The 21,841-nt window shown below is 48.5% G+C and carries 13 protein-coding genes and 1 riboswitch; of the genes, 8 read left to right on the top strand and 5 right to left on the bottom strand.

Features of this window, described 5'->3' with window-relative positions:
- Positions 1 to 90: 90 nt before the first annotated feature.
- From AC50Y3_RS15115 to AC50Y3_RS15090, 6 genes are all read left to right on the top strand, one after another.
- On the top strand, positions 91 to 2,052 hold the full coding sequence (locus AC50Y3_RS15115) for a GTP-binding protein (protein WP_494819543.1): 1,962 nt from the start codon (positions 91 to 93) through the stop codon (positions 2,050 to 2,052).
- Positions 2,053 to 2,094: 42 nt separating this feature from the next.
- Positions 2,095 to 3,327, top strand: coding sequence for an MFS transporter (locus tag AC50Y3_RS15110; protein ID WP_494819542.1), 1,233 nt, complete (start codon positions 2,095 to 2,097; stop codon positions 3,325 to 3,327).
- Between the two features lie 259 nt (positions 3,328 to 3,586).
- Positions 3,587 to 5,149, top strand: a complete 1,563-nt coding sequence (locus tag AC50Y3_RS15105) for a tetratricopeptide repeat protein (protein WP_494819541.1) — start codon at positions 3,587 to 3,589, stop codon at positions 5,147 to 5,149.
- 91 nt (positions 5,150 to 5,240) lie between these two features.
- Positions 5,241 to 5,435, top strand: a riboswitch (cobalamin riboswitch).
- A gap of 127 nt (positions 5,436 to 5,562) precedes the next feature.
- A complete protein-coding gene (locus AC50Y3_RS15100) occupies positions 5,563 to 6,537 on the top strand; it encodes a DUF4430 domain-containing protein (RefSeq protein WP_494819540.1) in 975 nt (324 codons plus the stop codon).
- Positions 6,534 to 7,424: an energy-coupling factor transporter transmembrane component T gene (locus AC50Y3_RS15095; RefSeq protein ID WP_494819539.1), complete on the top strand. Its 891-nt coding sequence runs from the start codon at positions 6,534 to 6,536 to the stop codon at positions 7,422 to 7,424. Before AC50Y3_RS15100 ends, AC50Y3_RS15095 begins: the two co-directional genes overlap by 4 nt.
- The gene (locus AC50Y3_RS15090) at positions 7,397 to 9,934 is read left to right on the top strand and encodes an ATP-binding cassette domain-containing protein (RefSeq protein WP_494819538.1); all 2,538 of its coding nucleotides are present in this window, start codon (positions 7,397 to 7,399) and stop codon (positions 9,932 to 9,934) included. The genes AC50Y3_RS15095 and AC50Y3_RS15090 overlap by 28 nt, the downstream gene beginning before the upstream one ends.
- A gap of 57 nt (positions 9,935 to 9,991) precedes the next feature.
- On the opposite strand, the gene AC50Y3_RS15085 is transcribed toward AC50Y3_RS15090, so the two are convergent.
- The 4 genes from AC50Y3_RS15085 to AC50Y3_RS15070 all read right to left on the bottom strand — a co-directional run bounded on the left by AC50Y3_RS15085 (position 9,992) and on the right by AC50Y3_RS15070 (position 16,038).
- A complete protein-coding gene (locus AC50Y3_RS15085; protein WP_494819537.1) occupies positions 9,992 to 11,545 on the bottom strand; it encodes an ABC transporter substrate-binding protein in 1,554 nt (517 codons plus the stop codon).
- A 127-nt stretch (positions 11,546 to 11,672) separates the two neighbouring features.
- On the bottom strand, positions 11,673 to 12,566 hold the full coding sequence (locus tag AC50Y3_RS15080) for a carbohydrate ABC transporter permease (protein WP_475783627.1): 894 nt from the start codon (positions 12,564 to 12,566) through the stop codon (positions 11,673 to 11,675).
- A gap of 7 nt (positions 12,567 to 12,573) precedes the next feature.
- A complete protein-coding gene (locus tag AC50Y3_RS15075) occupies positions 12,574 to 13,515 on the bottom strand; it encodes an ABC transporter permease (protein WP_494819536.1) in 942 nt (313 codons plus the stop codon).
- 192 nt (positions 13,516 to 13,707) lie between these two features.
- Positions 13,708 to 16,038 (bottom strand): helix-turn-helix domain-containing protein, encoded by a 2,331-nt coding sequence (locus AC50Y3_RS15070; RefSeq protein ID WP_494819535.1) that lies wholly within the window; start codon positions 16,036 to 16,038, stop codon positions 13,708 to 13,710.
- 233 nt (positions 16,039 to 16,271) lie between these two features.
- On the opposite strand from AC50Y3_RS15070, the gene AC50Y3_RS15065 reads away from it, so the two are divergent.
- Positions 16,272 to 17,036: a YheC/YheD family protein gene (locus AC50Y3_RS15065; protein WP_494819534.1), complete on the top strand. Its 765-nt coding sequence runs from the start codon at positions 16,272 to 16,274 to the stop codon at positions 17,034 to 17,036.
- Between the two features lie 518 nt (positions 17,037 to 17,554).
- Complete coding sequence (locus tag AC50Y3_RS15060; protein ID WP_494819533.1) at positions 17,555 to 21,664, top strand: AAA family ATPase; 4,110 nt, start codon at positions 17,555 to 17,557, stop codon at positions 21,662 to 21,664.
- 15 nt (positions 21,665 to 21,679) lie between these two features.
- On the opposite strand, the gene AC50Y3_RS15055 is transcribed toward AC50Y3_RS15060, so the two are convergent.
- Entirely contained in the window at positions 21,680 to 21,835 is a 156-nt protein-coding gene (locus tag AC50Y3_RS15055; RefSeq protein ID WP_494819532.1) for a carbon storage regulator, read from the bottom strand.
- Between the last annotated feature and the right edge of the window lie 6 nt (positions 21,836 to 21,841).

Genomic DNA, 21,841 nt, shown 5'->3' with positions numbered 1-21,841 from the left:
CTCGCCACCTTGCGTGGTGTGATATGATAATGGGCAGGCATGACCGACCGGAAGAAGTAATCCCACAGTGAAATCAAGGTGATAGATACGATGAATCGAAAAACAATCGGTATGTTCGCTCACGTGGATGCAGGCAAAACCACATTAGCCGAGCAGCTGCTGTACCATACGCATAGCATTCGGGAGCGCGGCAGAGTCGATCATAAGGATGCCTATCTCGACAGCCACGACATCGAACGGGCAAGAGGAATCACGGTGTTCGCAGACCAAGCGATCATGACCTACAAGGGCGCCACCTACTACCTAATCGATACGCCGGGGCATGTCGATTTCTCGCCGGAGATGGAGCGGGCGGTTCAGGTAATGGACGCTGCGATCCTCGTCATCAGCGCGGTTGAAGGCATTCAGGGCCATACAGAAACGGTGTGGCAGCTGCTTCATAAGCATCGCATTCCGACGTTCTTGTTTATTAACAAAACCGATCGGGTCGGCGCAGATGTAGATCGCGTCTTCGAGGAGATTCGCATGCATCTGACGCCGGATGCGTGTAGGATCACGGGGCATTTCGCGGAAGACGGCCAAGTCGGAGAATCCCTGCTGGAGTGGATGGCGGAGCGGGATGAAACGTTATTGGACACGTTCCTGGCCGGTTCGGAGGACAATGGATTCTGGCTGCGAACGCTGCAGGATCAGATAGGCAGCCACCGCCTTTTTCCATGTGCAAGCGGATCGGCCTTGCAGGACACAGGCGTTATCGAATTTCTGGATCAACTGCATCAGCTGACTACAGTGAATTATGATGAGCAAGCGCCTTTCGGGGGACGTGTCTATAAAATCCGTCATGACCCTAACGGCGTGCGATTAACTTACATCAAGGCCTTGAGCGGTACGCTGAAGGTGCGCGATGAGCTCTGTTATGGGAATGGAGAAGATCAGATTTGCGAGAAAGTGACGCGGCTCCTTCTTATTAGCGGGAGCAAGTCGCAAGCGGTCGACCAGATTTCGGCAGGTGATTTGTTTGCGGTGACCGGACTTTCAAGCGCCGAGGCGGGGCAAGGCTTGGGCATCTACTCGGATAAGCTGGTCTATGATATGGTACCTACGCTTACGGCAAAGGTGATTTTCGCGGCAGAGTCGTTGAATGTGAAGGATGTGCTCAAAGCCTTCCAGGTGCTGAATGCCGAGGATCCGTCCTTGAATGTCATCTGGGAGGAAAGCTTGCAGGAGATCCACATTCATGTGATGGGGCTCATCCAGCTTGAAGTGCTGGAGCAGCTCGTTAAGGAACGATTCCAATTCGCCGTCTCCTTCGGCAGTCCGGAGATTCTGTATAAAGAGACGATTACGTCGACCGTGAACGGATATGGCCATTTCGAGCCGCTCAAGCATTACGCCGAAGTGCATTTGCGCCTGGAGCCGGGGGAGCGGGGCAGCGGATTGACGTTTATGAACGAATGTCATGCGAACGATCTAAGCATCGGCAATCAAAATCTCGTGAAAACCCATCTCTATGAGCGCGACCACCATGGACTGTTAACAGGCATGCCGCTCACCGATTTACGGGTGACGCTGCTGACGGGCGCCGGCCATAATGAGCATACGCACGGCGGGGATTTTCGCGAGGCGACCTTCCGTGCCCTTAGGCAAGGTTTGGAGAAGGCGGAGAACATCCTGCTTGAGCCTTATTACGAGTATAAAATCAAAGTGGAAATCGACTACATGGGCCGCGTGTTATCCGATATTCAGCGGGCTTCGGGCGTGTTCGAGCCGCCTGTGACAACAGCTGCGCATGCGGTCATAACGGGCAGAGTGCCCGTCGCTACTTTCATGGATTACAGCACGGAACTGGCTTCTTTTACGCATGGCAGAGGGATTGCGCACTTCGTCTTCGGCGGTTATGATCGTTGTCATAATGAACAAGCGGTCATCGAGCGGAAGAATTACCGCAAGGATGCGGACCCGCTGTACAGCTCGTCATCGATATTTTGCGCGAAGGGGCATGGGTATACGGTCGCTTGGGATGAAGCAGAAGCGAAGATGCATTTATTATAAGCGGCTAGATGGCTTAAGCTTGATTAGGGGAGGGACTTCAACGTGGCAAAAGCATTAACCAAAGCGATTCCGGTGGGTGCTACCGTTTTTCCGATTATATTTGCGATCAGCATCGTTCACTTATTGAACGATACGATGCAATCCACCGTAACGGCGCTGTTTCCGATCTTGCGCGACTCGCTGCATTTAAGCTATAAACAGATCGGGTTTATCGCCTTCGCGATGAACATTACAGCCGCGGTTATCCAGCCAATGGTCGGCATGTACGCGGATAAGCGCCCGCGGCCTTATATATTGCCGATCGGAGTGTGCTTTACGCTGGTGGGCGTTGTTGCGCTCGCATTAGCTCCTGAGTATGCGTATATTGTGCTTGCGGTTATGATGATTGGTATCGGGTCGGCTATCTTTCATCCCGAATCTTCGCGCGTAGCCTATATGGCTGCAGGCGGTCAAAGAGGGCTGGCACAATCGATCTTCCAGGTTGGCGGCAATATTGGCGGTGCGCTTGGACCGATTATGAGTGCCGCGATCTTCGTGCCGCTCGGACAAATCAGCGTCTTGTGGTTCTCCATCGCGGCAATCGCAGCCATTCTGATTCAGAGCTATGTCGCGCGTTGGTACAGGGATAATGCACCGCAATTACGTCCCGCAGGAGCCAAGTCGAAAGCGGCATCGAGCGTGAAGAAAGCTGCTGCCTCGAGAATTGGATTATCGCAAAAACAAATTACGTGGGCCATCGTTATCCTTGTTTTTCTGGTGGTATCGAAGCATATTTATATGTCCAGCTTGAGCAGCTATTATAGCTTTTATCTCATGGATACGTTCGGGGTTTCCGTGCAGCATGCGCAGTTATTTCTATTTGCATTTCTGGCCGCAGCTGCGGCAGGGACATTCTTTGGCGGACCGCTTGCCGACCGCTACGGCCGGAAAAATATCATTTGGTTCTCGATTCTGGGTACGGCGCCGTTCTCACTCCTGCTGCCGTATTGCGACTTATTTTGGACCTGTGTGATGTGTATCTGTGCGGGCTTCGTGCTGTCATCGGCGTTCTCCATCATTGTCGTGTTCGCGCAGGAGCTGCTGCCCGGCAAAGTGGGTCTCGTGTCCGGATTGTTCTTCGGGCTGGCGTTTGGTATCGGTGGCTTGGGGTCGGCCGTTCTTGGCTGGATTGCCGATGCTACGAGCATCGAATATATGATGAAGCTATGCGCGTACTTGCCGCTGCTCGGCATTCTCGCGATCTTCCTGCCGAAGGACGAGAAGCTGCATGCCTAATGGCATTACGTCGACATACTGATTACAGGGAGGAGGGCGCCTATTGCGGCGTCCTTTTCGCTAATTTCGTAAGGGGCAGCTACATATTCCGCATGCGTATGGGCATTGTAATGGGAGCAAATTTCTTAGTATCCGGTTAAAATCCGACATTTGTTGGTACTCCTCCCTCGGAAGCCTTATGATGAGACAAGGTGAATGAGACTATACTTTCGTCCATAATCATTCTCGAGTGGTGACACAGAAAGCAGGTTTACACGGAATGGCAGACAATAAACGACAACAGTTTCGTTTCAGCGAAGCACCGATATGGGAGCTGCAGCGCAACTATTATGAAGAAGAAGGCATGAAGGCTTGGAACAATGACCAAGTCCCGCAATATATATCGAGTAATCCGATGATGGCTACTTCTTACGCGGAGATGATATTCGGTTTTCTTCAAGACCGGGCCGGCACAGGGGATCTTACTGAACCGGTTACGATCATTGAACTAGGTGCGGGTGCGGGTCGCCTCGCATTTCACACCCTGCATAAACTGTGCGAGCTGCGCGATTATGCCGGTATTGAGCTGCCGCCTTTCCGGTACGTGATGACCGACCTGGCAGCGAAGAACGTACTGGCTTGGCAGAACCATCCCGCTATGCAGCCGTTCATTCAAGAGGGCGTGCTGGACTTCGCAAGGTTTGACGCGGTACAGGATACTGAGGTGCATCTGGCTGTAGCGCAAACTACGATACGTCCGGGTGACCTGAAGCAGCCGCTGCTGATCGTCGCGAATTATTTCTTCGATGTCATCCCGCAAGAGTTGATTTATGTCAGCGATGGCGAGGTCTATGAGTGCGATATCAGTGTCGAGTTTCCGGATAATCTCAAAGAGCTTACAACGTCAGAAACCATCAAACATATGAAGCTGAATTACGTGAATCGCCCGGCTCCGGAGTACCAAGCAGAAACGTACCCGTATCACGATCTGATCCGGATGTACGTGAAGGAGCTTGATGATTCATATATCCTGTTCCCGGTAGCCGGTCTGACCTGCTTGGATCGGCTCCAACGGCTGTCACAGGCAGGGTTTCTGCTGATCACGGCGGATAAAGGCGATCACCGGCTGGAGCACTGGGACCTTGCGGAGCCGCCGGAATTCTTTCATCACGGCAGCTTCTCGTTAACGGCAAACTATCATGCGATTCAACATGTGCTGGAGCAGCGAGGCGCATTGTCGCTCTTTACGAAGGAGCATCATTATAACGCGATTAATGTCGGCTGTATTCTCATGCTGGAATCGCCAACGCGGTATGCCAATACGAGATTGGCTTTTCGGCGGTTTGTTGATCGCTTTGGACCGGACGAGTTCTTCAGCTTGAAGGAGTGGGTCGATCCGCATTTGGGCACGATGGGGCTGCAGCAAATTTTGGCTTTCTGGCGGCTCGGCGGATACGACGCGGAGTTCTTTATCCAGAGCACGAAACGGATTTCGGCTCTGCTGCCTGAGGCAGGCGAAGAAGAACTGATGGATATTCAAAATGGCATACACATCATGTGGTCGTCATTCTATGTGATGGAGCAGCGTTATGATTTGGCGCTTGATGCCGGGTTGTTGCTGTTCGAGATGGAGTTCTACGATGACGCGAAGGAGTTCCTGAGCTTATCGATTGAGACCGATGAAGAGGAGTCTGTCCCGACTGTCTTATTCTGTCTGGCTATATGCAGCTATGAACTGGGAGATAAGGAAGCGGCGATGACCTACTTGCGCGAGGCGCTCGTTCTGGAGCCGGAGCATGAGGATGCCTTGGCGCTGTTGCAAGCTCTGACAGCAGAAGAGTAAGTCGAGTTGAAAGTAGAAGGGCAGCCCTTGCGGTTGCCCTTTTGTTTGGCTTGATGGACAAAAGCATGGATCTTCTATAGTATGAATAGCAATTGAATAGAACAATCAAGGTGCACGCTTAGTAGATAGGCGCTGCTTAATAGGGAAGTCCGGTGAGAATCCGGCGCGGTCCCGCCACTGTAAATGAAGAGCTGATCTAGGATTTGCCACTGGCCCCCACGAGCCGGGAAGGTATAGAGAAGCGTTGACGCATAGCCAGGAGACCTGCCTTGATTGGATTTCACAGACTCTACGGATGATGGAGGCGGTGCTTTTTTGTTGTCTTTATTTGTAGTTGACGACGCCGGCTGCCCCTTGATTCTTATGAATCAGGGGCTTTTTGTTGTTCCGAACAGAGAAGGAGACGCATGGACATGAAGTCAATCAGGACTAAATTTATAGCGGCAGCCATCGTTGCAGTCGTCCTCATTATTGCTTTTTATAGCAGGGGGCCTACTTCCACCAAGACGAGTGAGTCTAATACCGTGCAAACAGCGGCGGAAGTGACGGATCAGACTACGGAGGAGTCGCCCGTGCTTGCACCGCCGGCATCTACCGCCGAATCCGAGCCTGCAACAGGACCTTCTGCGAACCTGTCAGAGCCAGCTTCGACAGGGGGGAAGCCGCCCGCGATCTCCGAAGAGACCGCACAAGAATCGGAGGAGCCGGCTGCTTCCGAGGAAGGAATAGAAACGTCGCCTAAGACCGAACAATCGGTGAAGCCTTCTAAGCCAAACACCTCCTCAACCGCATCCCAGGCGAAGCCGTCTACGCCTGCAAAAGGAACAGCCAAACCTCCTTCAACGGACACGAAGGCTCCTGCAATAAAGCCGGATGCAGGGAAGGATCCGTATTTGACCGACCCCGTCACGGAAGGGAAGCCGGCACCGGTCGAGCCGCAGGAAGCTGAAGTTTCCGATAAGGTGATGACAGCTTATCTCTCCGTGAACTGTGCCGCGATATTGGATCATATGGATCAATTGGATGACGAGAAGGTGGAGCTTGTACCGAAGGACGGTGTGATTTTCAAGTCGCAGAAAGTGACTTTCTATGAAGGGGAGTCCGTCTTTAACGTGCTGCAGCGTGAAATGAGGAAGAACAAGATACCGATGGAATTCGAGAATGCCCCGATGTACAACTCCGCTTATATCGAAGGGATCAATAACCTGTACGAATTCGACTGCGGGGAGTTATCGGGGTGGATGTATAAGGTGAATGAGTGGTTCCCGAATTATGGCGCAAGCCGGTATCAGTTGAAGCAGGGCGACGTAATCGAGTGGGTGTATACATGCGATTTGGGTCGCGATGTAGGCGATCAATATGATACATCCGGCGGTGGAAAGCCATGAAGGACGCCTTCTCCAGCTATCATCCGATCGTCAATTTTCTGTACTTTGTACTAGTCATCCTGTTTGCTATGGTGTTCATGCATCCGGCCTGCTTAGCGATCTCTCTGATCTTCGCGATCGCGTACTCCCTCAACCTGAATGGCCGCAAGGCGATCCGTTTTCAACTCTTGTATATGCTGCCCATGCTGCTGGTTACAGCCTTCATCAATCCCGCTTTCAATCACGAGGGAGTTACGATCTTAACGTATTTGCATAGCGGCAATCCCTTGACGCTGGAATCGATTACTTACGGCATTGCAGCCGCCGCGATGTTCGTAACGGTCATTAGCTGGTTCTCGTGTTATAACGCGGTCATGACCTCGGATAAGTTTATCTACCTCTTCGGCACTGTGATTCCGGTCCTGTCGCTCATTTTCTCGATGGTGCTGCGTTTCGTTCCAAAGTTTAAGGCGCAGCTTGCCGTGGTGTCTCATGCTCAGAAATGTATCGGCAGGGATGCGACTAACGGCGGCTTCTTCATAAGAGTCAAGCACGGCTTTCGAATTCTGTCGATCATGGTGACCTGGATGCTGGAGAACGCCATCGAAACCTCAGACTCCATGAAGAGCAGAGGCTATGGCTTAAAGGGAAGAACCGCCTTCTCCCTCTTTTTGTTTAACCGCCGTGACCGAATCGCGGTGAGCGGCATCGCAGCGCTAGGAGTATATTTGATCGCCGGTGGAATGGCAAAAGGACTGTACTTTAGGTACTTTCCTTCTATGCGCGGCGTCGATTTGTCGGCGTTCAGCTTAAGCTTATTTCTGGCCTACGCCGTATTATGCGCAGTGCCAATGATGATTAATAGCTGGGAGGACAGGAAATGGAAGCTTTCGCAATCCGACATTTAACGTTCGCTTACCCCGGCTCGGAGAAGAAAGCCTTAGACGAATTATCGTTAACGATCCGGCAAGGTGAGTTTGTGCTGATCTGCGGACAATCCGGCTGCGGCAAATCCACACTGCTCCGTCATTTGAAAACCGATCTTACCCCTCACGGAAGCCGAAGCGGGGAAATTCGATTTCAAGGGACCCCTCTCCCTCTTTTAGACAGGCGCGAGCAAGTCGCTCAAATCGGCTATGTCCTGCAGTCGCCTGACAATCAGATCGTAACGGACAAGGTATGGCATGAGCTGGCTTTTGGACTCGAAAGCTTGGGCTGCAGCACCTCGGAGATCCGGCGTCGTGTCGCAGAAATGGCCAGCTTCTTCGGCATCCAGGACTGGTTTCATAAGTCGGTAACCGAACTCTCCGGCGGGCAGAAACAGCTGCTCAATCTGGCTTCCATCATGACTATGCAGCCTAAGGCCCTCATTTTGGACGAGCCTACAAGTCAGCTGGATCCCATTGCTGCTGCGGAATTTCTGGCCACCCTCGCTAAGATCAACCGCGAACTTGGCGTCACCATCATCCTCTCGGAGCACCGGCTTGAAGACGTGCTTCCTCTCTCGGATACGGTCGTCGTTATGGACCATGGCTCTATCCTCGCTGCCGGCGCGCCAACAGAGGTGGGCTTAAGGCTTCTTGAATTGGGCCATTCTATGTTCAATGCCATGCCTTCCTTTGTGAGAATATATGCAAAAATCGACAATATTCTACCTTGTCCGATTACCGTTCGGGAGGGACGAGACTTTCTACATACACTCGCTGAGACAAGGAGATACAAGAGGTATATCGCAGAGGAAGCCGTCGTGTCTACCGGACAGAAGCCAGTTATAGAAGTGGATGAGGTTTGGTTTAAATACGATAAAAATGCTTTCGACATCATAAAGGGCTTGCACGTAAAAGTGTACCCGGGAGAAATCTATGCAATCGTTGGCGGTAACGGTACAGGGAAGACGACCACGCTATCGCTGATGGCGGGACTGCGCAAGCCCTATCGCGGTCGAGTGCTGATCCAAGGAAAGCCGATTGACACGCTTCCGGACAGTGAGAAATATCAGGGACTTCTGGGTGTGTTGCCGCAAAACCCGCAGGCGCTGTTCGTTCGCAAAACCGTAGGGGCCGATCTCCGGGAAGTGTTATCCGGACGGAAGCTACATAAGGAAGCGATCCAAGAGAGCGTGCGTTACGTGGCGGAATTATGCGGGTTGCAGGATTTGCTGCAGCGGCACCCTTATGATCTATCCGGAGGCGAACAGCAGAAGGCGGCTCTTGCTAAAGTGCTGCTTCTGGAGCCGGCCATCCTACTGTTAGATGAACCGACCAAGGGGTTAGATGCTCATTTCAAGCTGGAATTAGCGGGAATCTTGCTCAATCTGAAGCAGCAGGGAACGGCTATTGTGATGGTCAGCCATGATATTGAGTTCTGTGCCAGCTTCGCCGATCGTTGTGCCATGTTCTTCGACGGGGGAATCGTTTCTGAGGGCAGGCCGCGAGATTTCTTCGCGGGCAACAGCTTCTATACGACAGCGGCGAACCGTATGGCGAGAGACCTGATCCCACGGGCTATTACGACGAACGATGTTATTAGCGCTTTTCATGGCAATCCGGAAACAAATGACCACCGCCATGTAAAGCCAATGGTTAAGAAACCTACGCCTTTAACATCAGACAGCGCCAAGCCCGATCCCAAAGATAACATAACCACCCCAAATTCGTACGGGCAAATGCCCGTCGAACATAGGAGTCTATCCAAACGCACGCTGGCCGCCGCAATTATGATTTTGTTGATCATACCGCTGACCATTTGGTTTGGCATTTATTATTTGAACGATCGAAAGTACTACTTTATTTCGATGCTCGTGATTCTAGAGACGATGCTCCCTTTCATGATGATCTATGAGGGAAGGAAACCACAGGCGAGGGAGATTGTGACACTATCCGTGCTGTGTACGATAGGCGTCGTGGGCAGAATGGCCTTCTTCATGCTTCCTCAATTCAAGCCGGTTGTCGCGATTGTCATCATCTCGGGTATCGCGTTTGGGGCGGAGGCAGGATTTCTGGTAGGGGCGATTACGGGCTTCGTGTCGAACTACTTCTTCGGTCAAGGGCCATGGACACCTTGGCAGATGTTCGCCTTTGGCATCATCGGTTTTCTCGCAGGCCTGCTCTTCAAGAAAGGCATTTTGCGTAGAAATCGGATCGCTTTATGTATGTTTGGAGGTACGGCAACCTTCATTATCTATGGTTGTATTATGAATTTCTCCTCGGTATGGATGACGCAACCGAATCCTACAATCGCCATGCTCATAGTGGCTTGCATACAGGGAATCCCATTCGATTTCATTCACGCTGCGGCAACAATTATATTTTTATTCCTATTATCAAGGCCATTGCTGGAGAAATTAGATCGGATCAAGGAGAAGTACGGGATGGTGTCGGCCGTATCCGACCGCGACACAATAGAAAATGCGCAATAAAGAGGCCCGGGATACAAAGATCCCAGGCTTCTAATTCACAACGATCACGCTAAATACTTACTTCTTGCCTTTGGCTTTCAACCATTCGTCCAGCTGTTTCTGCTTCTCCTCGATTACTTTCGCGGAGCCGGCCTTCTTCATGGCGTCAACCAGCTTAGGAATGTATTCGTTTGGATCAACTGCGCCGGTCGTGACTGCGGCTTCGTACTCTTTATAAACGGCATCCATGTTGGCCAATTCCGTCTTAACCGGCTCTTGGTTGAATTGGAAGCCCCAAATTTCCGGTACCATAGCCGAGTTATTAAGCTCAATTGTTTTCGGCCAAGTATCATCCGATTGGCCTTCCAGCAAGTAACCTATTGTAACGTTACCCATTGCCCATGCTACGTTAGGAGCATAGCCGCCGTCTGTCTTGACCTTGATATGAGTGGCATCGAGTTTATCATAATGCTTGCCTTCAACACCGAAGGCGAGGAGATTGAACAATACCGGATCCGTATTCGCCAGATTGAGGAACATCATCGCTCTCTCCGGGTTTTTGGAGGTGTTGCTGATCGCCGTCATTGTCGGCTGTACACCGCTAAACCTAGGTTCATACATGGGGATGAAGACAACATCTTTGCCGCCCATGTTTTGTTTCATCTCGATTTCGCCGCCAGGCTTGAGCGTCCACTCGTAGAAAGCAACGATTTTTCCTGCTTTCTGATAGTCAGCGAAAGTAGCCGTGGCTACGTCTTTATTGACATAACCTTTCTTGAACCAATCATGCAGCAATTGATGATGAGCCAAATATTCCGGTGCTTCCAGCACATATTCGAGCTTATAGTTTGGATCGCCGGTTCTGTATTCAACGCCGGCAAGTCCGTCAAAGCCATACATATAAGGAACGAAGGTGTTTGATCTGGAACCAAATGCAATTTTATCCGGTTCACCGGCTTTGACTTTCTCCAGGAACGGCTCCAAATCCTTATACGTCTTGATTGTGCTAATATCTAGGCCGTACTTGTCGGCCATCTCCTTCTGAACGACGAAGCCGCCGCCTTGCGCAATAATTTGATAGTTAGGAATGGCGTACAATTTACCTTGCGAGTTTCGTGCTCCTTCAATCGCCGCTTTCGGCAGGCTGTTGACGAAATCAGGTGCATACGCGGTAACAAGCGACTCTAGGTCTTTGAATGCGCCTTTAAGTGAATTGTTCTCGTAGTTGAAGGACCAGTTCGACGTCCACATCATATCGAACGTTTCACCGGCGGAGACGATTGTATTCATCTTCTGATCATAATCACCGAACGTAATCGGCAGTAGTTTAACGGTCGCATTGATTTTCGGCTTGATATACTCGTTTACGGCAGCTTCGACCGAAGCAAGATCCGGCTGCAATTCAGGTTGAGGAATATAATAGGTCAATTCTACGGGCGGCAGTTCTTCTTTCTCAGGCTCTGCCGGCTCATTGGTAGTTGTCTCTGAAGTAGTGGATTCCGTGTTTGTTGTCGTTGCCGGCTCGTTCGTTGACGTGTTAGATTCATTGTTCTTATTACCGCTGCAAGCGCTTGCAAGCAATAAGATTAGCATACTGGCCAATACTAATTTAAGAAAGGCTTTCTTTTTCATGTTTAGCTTACCCTCCCAAGTGATTGTTTCGCACATTGAATCAACCCTGCCCCAGCATCTTACCATCTAACTGTGATTCTTGTACCCCCTCTCATGGAGTCAACCAACGAAGAATTAATTACAAACGTCAACCTTTCAAGGAACCCACAGTTAAGCCTTTGACAAAATATTTCTGAAAAAACGGGAAGATGAACATCATCGGACCCGCTGCCAGCACCGTCATTGCCATCCTCGCGGATAAGTTAGGAAATTTGCTGGTATCGATATGCAGACCACTCATAAACTGCGAGCTAGTGGTTAAGAAATTGATGGTACTCATCATTCGCGTAAGCAGCAGCTGAATGGGAACGAGCTTCTCGCTATTAATGTAGAGCATCGCCGGAAACCAGGAATTCCAGTAGTTAAACGAAATAAACAGGCCTAGTGTAGCGAGCGCTGGCTTAGATAGCGGTAAGATCATCTGGAAGTAAATCCGCCATTCGCTGGCGCCATCCACCTTCGAGGACTCGATAAGCTCCTTGGGGATCTCTCCGATGAAGCCTTTCATAATAAGAATATAGAAGGGAGACAGCATCCCTGGGAGAATAAGCGCCCACATCGTATCCTTCAGGTGGAGGTACTGCGTCATTAAGATATAGGAAGGAACCAGCCCTCCGCTGAACAGCATGGTGAAGAAGATATAGAACGTCATCGGCTTCACGTAACGGTAGTCTTTACGGGACACGACGTAAGCCGTCATGGATGTGAGAGCTAAACTAGCCAACGTACCGATAACCGTCGTCATAATGGTGACCCAGTAAGCTTGGATCAAGATCATTGGTGATCTGAAAATATAATGGTAGGCGTCCGTGCTGAATTGGTGAGGAATCAAATGATAGCCCTGGGTAACAATCGACTCTTCACTCGTTAACGAGATTGCGATTACGAGCAGAAACGGTACAACCATCGACAGTGTGACGAGAACAAACAAGAGATTGATCCCTATTTCGACGTAGGATACTTTAGGCCCTGTCCTGATCATGATCCACCTACCACAATGAATTTTCCGGATTTATTTTTTTAACCCATAAATTAGCGCTTAGAACGAGGATCAGTCCAACTACGGATTGGAACAAGCCGACTGCTGTAGCCATGCCGACATCTCCGATTTTGGTCAGCGCCCGGTAAACGTAAGTATCAATAATGTCGGTTGTCGGGTAGGTCATGCCGGCCAAGCCGCCATTTGGGACAAAGTAATGCAAGCCGAAGTCTCCGGAGATAAGCCCGCCGATCGCCAAGATGAGCAAGATCATAATTAATGGCATGATCATCGGGATGGTGACTTTGCGGGCGATTTGAAACCGTGTGGCCCCATCGATTCTGGCAGCTTCGTAATATTCGGGATTGATGGCAATAATACCGGCGTAATAGACCAGCGCACTGAAGCCGATACGTTTCCAAAGCGCGACGATGTTCAATATGTACGGCCAAGGGCCGGCTTCCATATACCAATCATGTGTCTGCAAGCCCACCATTTCGAGCAGCTTGTTTAGTATGCCGTTGTTAATATCGAGCAAGGTGAACACGATATAGTACACAACGACCCAAGATAAGAAGTGGGGAAGGAATAAGGCCGTCTGATACACCTTTACCGCTTTGCGGGATATTTCGTTTAATAACACAGCGAAGAGAAGCGCGAACACGGTTGTAAAGAAGATATAGCCGATCTCATACAGCACCGTATTGCGCGTAATGCGAATGGCATATTCCGAAACGAAAAAAAACTCGAAGTTCTTAAAGCCGATCCATTCGCTGCCGAACATCCCTTTGTCGTAGTGGAAATTTTTAAACGCCATAATAATGCCGATCATAGGTAGATAAGCAAAAATGAGAATATAGATGACTCCAGGGATGCCAAGCGTAAACAATTCGTGATTTTTTTTGAAGTGGCGCCATTCGTTCGCGATCCGTTTCCCCAATCTGTTATCCAAATTGCTTAACCCCTTTCCTGCGTAATTGGTTCTTGGTTGTTGCTCTCATTATTGCTGTTTTGCCCTTATCGTATCTAGTGCACAATCAAGGTATTATTGGCGTTTCGAACTGTATTTTTTGTGTTTTACTCCTACAATTCGTGAATGACACGATAAAAGGCCAACCAAAGCGGTTGGCCTTTAAACATAAAGCTATCGCCCAATCGATTTTTTCAACCGATACTCGCCGGGTGTACAACCGATCTTTTTCTTAAACAGCTTAAAGAAGTAGCTTTGATTTGCGAAGCCGGCTTGATCCATAATCTCGTATACACTTTGATTTTTTTGTTCCAGCAGTTCTCTGGCGACACCCAGCCGAACCTCGCTAATATAGTCGGCAACGGAAATGAGCTCATTCTTGCGGAATAATCGGCCTACGTAGTCCGCGGACAATTTCATCATACCGGCAATCGATTGGAGGCTGAGGTTAATGTCGCCGTAATTTTGTTTGACAATTTCCTTGATCGTCTCAACTAGGATATCGTTGCGATCCACCAGTCCGCTGCGTTTCTGCTGTGTAATGTCATGCAGCGTCTGCCATAGCTGCCGATGAATATCTTCAAGCGTATCCATCTCCAGCATACTCAAGCTAACTTTATTGATATCGATGTCAATGGGCTGTACGCGGTTTTGATTGATTTCCTTCAGTGTTTGCCTAATAATCACCGGGATCTGGGTAATGCCCGTCATAATCTGATCATAGTTGCATGCGGCAATATGACGTATCAGCTTGTCCAGCGTATCTTCAAGAAGCACGGCATCGTCGGATTTGATTCCCTCGACGAGTCTTTTTTCCAGCTCCGGAAGCAGAGGTTCACTTATATTGCGCATGTTTTCCTCAACGGAATCGAGGGTAAGCAGTACGTTTCTTCCATAAATGAGTTTGTACATAATGATCTGTTGGGCTTGATGGTACTGCTTGGAGATATCCGAGAAATGAAAGATGCCTTCGCTTATGGCGGCGCTGATCGTTATTTTGTAGTAGCGTTGCACGGTTTCTTGAACCTGCACCATTTTATCCTTCAACAGCTCGATGGTATCTCCGAGATCATGCTCCGCACTGACCAAGAATGCCAGATGATCGGATCTTAATTCGGCTCCGACGCAGCAATAGCGGCTTCCGATGAGTTCCTCTGCAATGTTTAAGATTGCAAAATGAAACAGCTTCATTTGGCCGGGCTGCAGCAGTTGACTAATTTTCCGGAGATTATCAATCGTGATGACAATCACGATATACGAACCGTTCTCTTGAATGTTCATTTGGTTCGATCGGATGATGCCAATGAATTGTTCGTCACTGAGTGCCATGCTGCTCGTAAGCAATTGACGGATATGATAAGAATCGATAATGTCCCGGTTATCCCTCTGCATCTTCCTCATATCATGAAGATTATCTACGACGGTGGAATATACTTCGGACAAGTAAGCGAGTTCATCCTTGGCCGCTTGATCTCCGATGCCAAACTGATTGTTTTGGATTTGGTTCATGAGCCTGTCAATTGGCTTGTACAGCCTTCGAGATACGAAGATAGCGGCAATAATCGACAGAATTAAGAATACGATCGTCAAGCCAATGGTTGTTTTGCGGATTTGAACGATATTATGAATGACGGCATCGTAAGGCTGCGCGCTTACGATATACCAATTGGGTATGACCAGCTTGGAGTAGGAGATAATTTGTTTTTGGTCCCCGACTCGCTGGATCATGTACCCGTTTGACTTGTTTTCACGGACGGAGCCGGAGAACAAATCTTGGAATCCAGTCGAGTTTAGATCGGAGCTCTTATTGGTATATAATATTTGACCTTCACTATTAACCAGCATGATGGAGCCTTCTTTCTTCAGCCCCAGTCCATTGATCAGCTTGATATTGTTAAATAGCCATTCCGGCTTAATATTCAACACTAATGCACCTTCGACCGGATTATACTTACCGAGCGAGTCGTACATTACATAAGAGAATACATCGATTCCCGTGCTCTTCTCCTTCAGCTTCATTGGAATGAACTTCATTTTCTGTACAGCATCGGTGTTATGGAGGAAATCGAGCATATGCCGCGTGGATTCGCTGTTTTGACTTTTAAGCGCCGAATTCCCTCCTGCGAAGATTTGGTCGCTATAGCCGTTATAAATGATGATGGAATCCAGGAAAGAAGTAGTGTTAACGATTGTTTCCATTCTTCGAAGTTTATGGGTCAAATCTAAAACAAAAACTTCTTGGTTGGACATCAGAGGCTTGAGCTGAACGTCCCAAAACAGGGCGGACACCATGTTTTTGGCAATTTCTTCCATGGAGTTAATGTTGTAGTTGATTTGAGCCAATGTTGCTTCGTTGTATTCTTTCTGCATCTCGACAACGGAATTTCTGGAGGTATAAAACAGAGTGGCAGAGGAGCCAATAAGGAAAATAACCGTTAAAACAGATATGGATAGTAGAATACGGAGTAGATACTTCTTCGATTGATAGATTTTCAAAAGCCGCATGGTGGTCATACCTTTCCGTCGTATTAGTTCGAATACGGTCAGGAAACGATGGCGAGTAACGAGCTTTGTGTGTATTTATAAATTTACCATATCTGTAGAGGTTTAGGATAGATAGGCGATGGGGAATTGCTAAGCGGAATCATGTACTGTTATTGCAATACTAGGGTATCCGCCGTGACATTTCTTGAGGATAGGTAGTAATCTATCCCGAGTGATGTTAAGGAGATGATGGTGTGCCTAGAAAAGGCGGAAGCAGCATTTCAATTAAGAGCAAATGGACGAAGACGAAGTGGTTGCTGGCAGACCGTACATTAAGACGCTTCGTTCCCGAAACGAAACGCTTTACCCGCGCATCACTGACTGCGATGACCGGGCGCTATAAGACGGTGTACTTTAAACCGACAACCGGGACGGGGGGCAGCGGTATTGCGCGTATTGTGCGGCTATCTTCTCGGAAGTACCGCGTGAAGAAAGATACGCGAACTACCCAAGTCTCGTCCACAAGCTCGCTCTATCGCCAATTAAATAGAATCGCTCGGGGAAGGAGTTACTTGCTGCAGAAGGGCATTTACTTAAAAAGCTCACGCGGCAGACCGTTTGACCTGCGGATGATGGTGCAGAAGGACGGCAGCAAATGGGTGCCAACCGTCATGTTCGTCAAGCTTGGGATGAAGAACAAAGTGGTTACGAATTATCATCAAGGCGGCAAGCTCGCACGGGTTGAGCCGACACTGCGCCGTTCGGGGTACAGCAAAGCGCAAGTTGCTAGTTATAAGCAGAAGCTAAAGACACTAGGCATGCAAACCGCACGCTGCTTCAATCGTCATAGTGCCAAGTTCAAGGAACTCGGACTTGATGTAGCGCTTGATCGCAAGGGACGGCTATGGATTCTGGAAGTAAACACCAGACCGGGTTTCAGCGCATTAAAGTCGTTCGCGGATAAGCAATTTTATCGCACGGCTGTCCGTTATGGCAGGAAGTATGGAAGAACCAAATAAGCAGGTATAGAGCAGGCCATCCTTCATGAGGATGGCCTATTTATGTTCATTCTGACAATATAATGGAGAAAAAGATTGTTTTTTCGACAAGTTAAGTGTAAATTTCAGATTAAAGACCTAGTTCGTTAGTATTATAGACCTACCTAAATAGGTATAGATAAATAGGTATTTTGGCGTAGCATCATAGATTATTCATTACCGGAGGGGGTATAACGTTGGGGGTCGATAATAAAGAGATGACTTTACGGACGTTCATGCGGATAGAACCCATGCCATTACGTTCCTTTTTCTCTATTGCATTGGAATTAGTAGAGTGGATGAGTCAGCAGCATCGCAGCGGAATCATTTGTAACCCAGTTAGCCCCGATCACATTTTCATTCACTTTCAGGATAAGCGGCCGAAGATACGGCTCGTCAGCTCGTTCCAACCTAACCAGACACTAGAGGAGGAAAATTATACGCAGCAAGAGGAACTCCATCGAACATTTGCTTACCTATCACCGGAGCAAACGGGTCGCATGAGACGGAAAGTCGATGAGAGCAGTAATCTGTATACGCTAGGCGTTCTCTTTTATGAGCTGTTAACCGAAGCAACTCCGTTCAAGGCCACATCAGTCAATGAGTGGATCCATGCTCACATGGCGCTTCTGCCCATTCCACCTCAAACGTTGAAGCCTGAAGTACCGCAAATACTGAGCGAGCTCGTAATGAAGCTGTTGTCCAAGGCAGCGGACGATCGCTATTACAGTACGTATGGTCTCCGTTACGATTTGAGCCATTGCGCAAATCAGTATAGGGAGAAAGGGGCGATTGCGCCATTTTCTTTAGGGGAAGTAGACAAGAGAAGTCGATTTCATCTACCCTCACTTCTCTATGGCAGAAGCAATGAATTGCAGGAGCTGCTCCGTACATATGAGCGTGCCTCATCGGGCTCCATGGAACTCCTATTACTTGGCGGCCATGCAGGCAGTGGCAAAACAAAATTAGTTAAAGCCATCCAAGGCCCTGTTAGGCAGCAAAAGGGGTACTTTATCTCCGGCAAGTTTGATCCACTCAATCATTCCATCCCTTATTCGTCCCTTATTGTCGCCTTCCGCGACCTCATTGGACAGATTATTGCGGAAAGCGAAGAACAATTTACTTTATGGAAGACGAAGATAATAGCTGCTTTAGGCCAAAGCGGAAGTGTACTCATTGAAGTTATTTCCGAGCTAGCCCTCATTATTGGCGAACAACCTCCCGCCCAAGTTTTGCCGCCGGCCGAATCAACCATTCGGTTTCAAACGTTGTTTAGCAACTTTATTAAACTATTCGCAGATAAACGTCACCCGCTTGTGATTTGGCTGGATAACTTACAATGGGCTGATACCGCCTCACTTCATTTACTTCGCGTTCTAATGAATGATCCATCTAATAAGTATTTGCTCATTATTGGTACTTACCGTAACAATGAGATTCATGAGGGGCATCCCGTCTTAGAGGTATTATTCGGGAACTCCCATAAGATAGACAACACCATCCAATACATGAACCTTAAAGCACTCAGTTATTCAAGCGTAATTGACTATGTCGCAGATGCGCTGCTCGCCGACCCGGGCAGAATAAAACCGCTGGCAGAAACCCTCTATCAGAAAACGGGAGGCAATCCTTTTTATTTAAAGCAAATGCTGCATCGTTGTTATGAAGACAAGCTGCTCTACTTTAATCCGGATCAGGCTTGCTGGGATTGGGACATGCAGCAGATTAATGAACGGGAAGTTTATGAGGACGTCATAGGTCTAATAATCGGCCGCTTCAACGCATTGCAGCCAGATACCCGAAAGTTGCTGCATGTAGCTAGCTGTATTGGAAACGCCTTCGATATTCATCGATTATCTATGTTATGTGAACAAGAGGTCGAAGAGGTGGAGCACGTTTTACAATCTGCGTGGCAAGAAGGTTTCGTATGGAGGGAAGGGGATCGCTATACGTTCTTGCATGATCAAGTGCGAAGTGCGGCATATGATCTCATGCAGGAAGTGGAAAAGAAGCAGGTTCATCTGAAAATCGGCCGGTTCATGCTAAACTATTATGAATCGGAAGCGACGGACGATCATCTCTTCGAGGTTGTGCATCATCTGAATTTGGGCAGCGAACTCATTACGGAACCATCCGAGATTGCAAGATTGGCTGGCCTGAATCTACAAGCGGGCAAGAAGGCCAAAGCTTCTGCGGCCTATGACCAGGCGCTGGCGTTACTGGAGAAAGGTGTTCAATTGACTGGGGATAAGGGCTGGGTTACCTGCTTCGACCTCTATTCCAATTTGTTGCTGGAGAGCTCAGAGTGCCAGTATTTCTGCGGTTATTTCAATGAGGCTGAATGTATGCTGGAGCAGCTTCTTGTTCATGTAGTGAAATTGGAGGATCGGGCCAAAATCTATATTATCCAGATTACGATGTACGCTTTTCAGAAGCGAGAAGGTAAATCGGCTGAAATTGCTCTGAAGGCGATGGCGGAACTTGGATTAATTGTACCGTCCAAGGCTTCGAAGCTATCCATTATTTCCGAAATTGCCTACACACAGCTATGTCTGGCAAGGGAAGCGGGCACCATTAAGCATCTGTCGAAGAGCAGAGACCCTTTGCATAAGGCATTAGCGGATATCGTAATGGCTTCATCACCAATATTATTTATCACAGATGAACAAGCAGCTGTTATCTTGTTCGCTAAATATGTAAGAATGGCTTTAAAGCAGAGAAACTCTGAAGCGCTCGCAATCGCGCTCGGCTCTTATGCGATTACGTTATGTTTTGGCTTGAGAAGCTATAAAGCTGCTTTGCGACTAGTCGAAACTGCACTCAGCTATTCTGAGAAAATGGATAGTGTCGTCTTAAGAGGGAGAATTCATTTCATGGTGGGGATGATTTTCCAATACCTGCGACCTCAGTTGTCAGATCATCACTTTGAGCATGCGGCGCAATTAAGCATGGAGGTAGGGGATCTGAATTACGCAGGTTATGCCATCTCTTCGAGGATTATTACGAATACCGGGAATTTGCGTCGTTTGAGTCGATTATGTCATCAATATGAGCAAACCTCGACACGAATGCTTGATGTCATGTCCTTGAGGGTCATTGATTTAACGAAGCAGTATGTACATCTCATGCAATCTGCGACAGATGCCGCGAATTTGAGGATCAATTTTGAGCACTTCGATGATAGCCGACTTCTACAGGAGGAGGCAATGAACAATGCGTACAAATCGTATCTCGTTTATAACGCTGCATGCAAACTTGAGGTTTATTACCTGTACGGCTATTATGCGGATGCTTTGGCAGCCGCCGAAGGAACGAGGGAATTTGAGGGTAGTACGACTCTGTCGTTCGATCAAAGGCACTGCTTCTATCATGCTTTGACTATAACAGCCTTGTATCCGGACGCTACTAACCAGGTAAGACGCGGATATCGTAAAACATTAAATCGCTTATTGGCTCAGATGAAAAAGTGGACGAAAGTCATCGCCCAAACCACGTTAAGCAAATATTGGATGATGCAAGCCGAGTCTGCTCGACTAAGCGGTAAGCCTACAATAGCGGCAAAGCTGTATGACCAGGCCATTGAGCTGGCTCATGTAACAGGATGCTCGCAGGATGAAGCGCTCGCTCTTAATTTGGCCGGTCAATTTCAATTATCGTTGAATCATCCGCATGCAGCAGAAACCTACCTTCGACATGCATGTAAGGCATACTGCAAATGGGGTGCCAGAGGTAAGGTTGCCTTGATGCGGCAACAGTATCCTGCCCTCAGTTCGCTCTCTTTCTTTGAGGAGGAGGATGTCGAAGATTGTGATCACAGTGCTGAGGTGGAAGTAACAGAACCGGATAGAAAGATTGCTCAAGGACTGGACAAGGTATTGGATATGGATACGATTCGACAGGCTTCAAAGATCGTAGCCAAAGGTGCGGCAGAGACCAAATTACTGGAGGGTTTCCTTGAACTGGCCATTCATAATGCCGGTGCTGAGAAGGGTATTATCTTATTAGGCAGCCACGGCAAACTGGACATCGTCGCAGAGAACGACATGAACCGTAATCATGACCGCTGTACAGAGTCTGCAGCTGCTTATTCCGCAGCAGTGGTGCAATATGTAATGCGGACAAAGGAATCCATCGTACTAGCAAATGCATGCAAGGGTATCTTCGCAGCTGATCCGTATATGGATAAGAACAAGCCCAAATCCATCTTGTGTATGCCCATTCGATATCCGGATCATCGAGAGGGCGTACTGTACCTGGAGAACAATCTAATTGCAGATGCTTTTACTACGGAACGGTTTGAAGTGTTGGAAATGGCTTTCTCACAGATGGCCTATATGCAGCTCTGGCAATTACGAGGCAGCCATGCCGGTGAAGCAGCCAAAACCGTTGATGTGAAAATGACAACCTCGCTGATTGAGTCCCTTACGAATCGTGAGCTCGCTGTCCTTCGTCTCATGGCGGATGGTTTATCCAACAAAGAAATTGCGTTAAGGCTAGAGATAACGGAAGGAACAGTCAAAATTCACGCTTTCAATATTTATGGCAAACTGCAAGTGAATCGAAGAGTGCAGGCAATCTCCAAAGCGAGGGAACTGCAGCTATTGGGCTAAAACAAATTATCGTACTTATTGCTGCTCAAGTAACTCTCCGCGAATAATGGGAATTTCTCTAGGTGCCTCGATCGTTAAGCGTAATAACCCGTCGTCGCTCTTAATTACGGAAACAATAATATTTTCATTAATGACAATGGATTGTCCAGGTTTTCTTCCAACGACCAGCATGAAACT

The sequence above is a fragment of the Paenibacillus sp. J22R98 genome (genome assembly GCF_059383835.1).
This window is presented reverse-complemented; position numbering and strand designations above follow the sequence as displayed.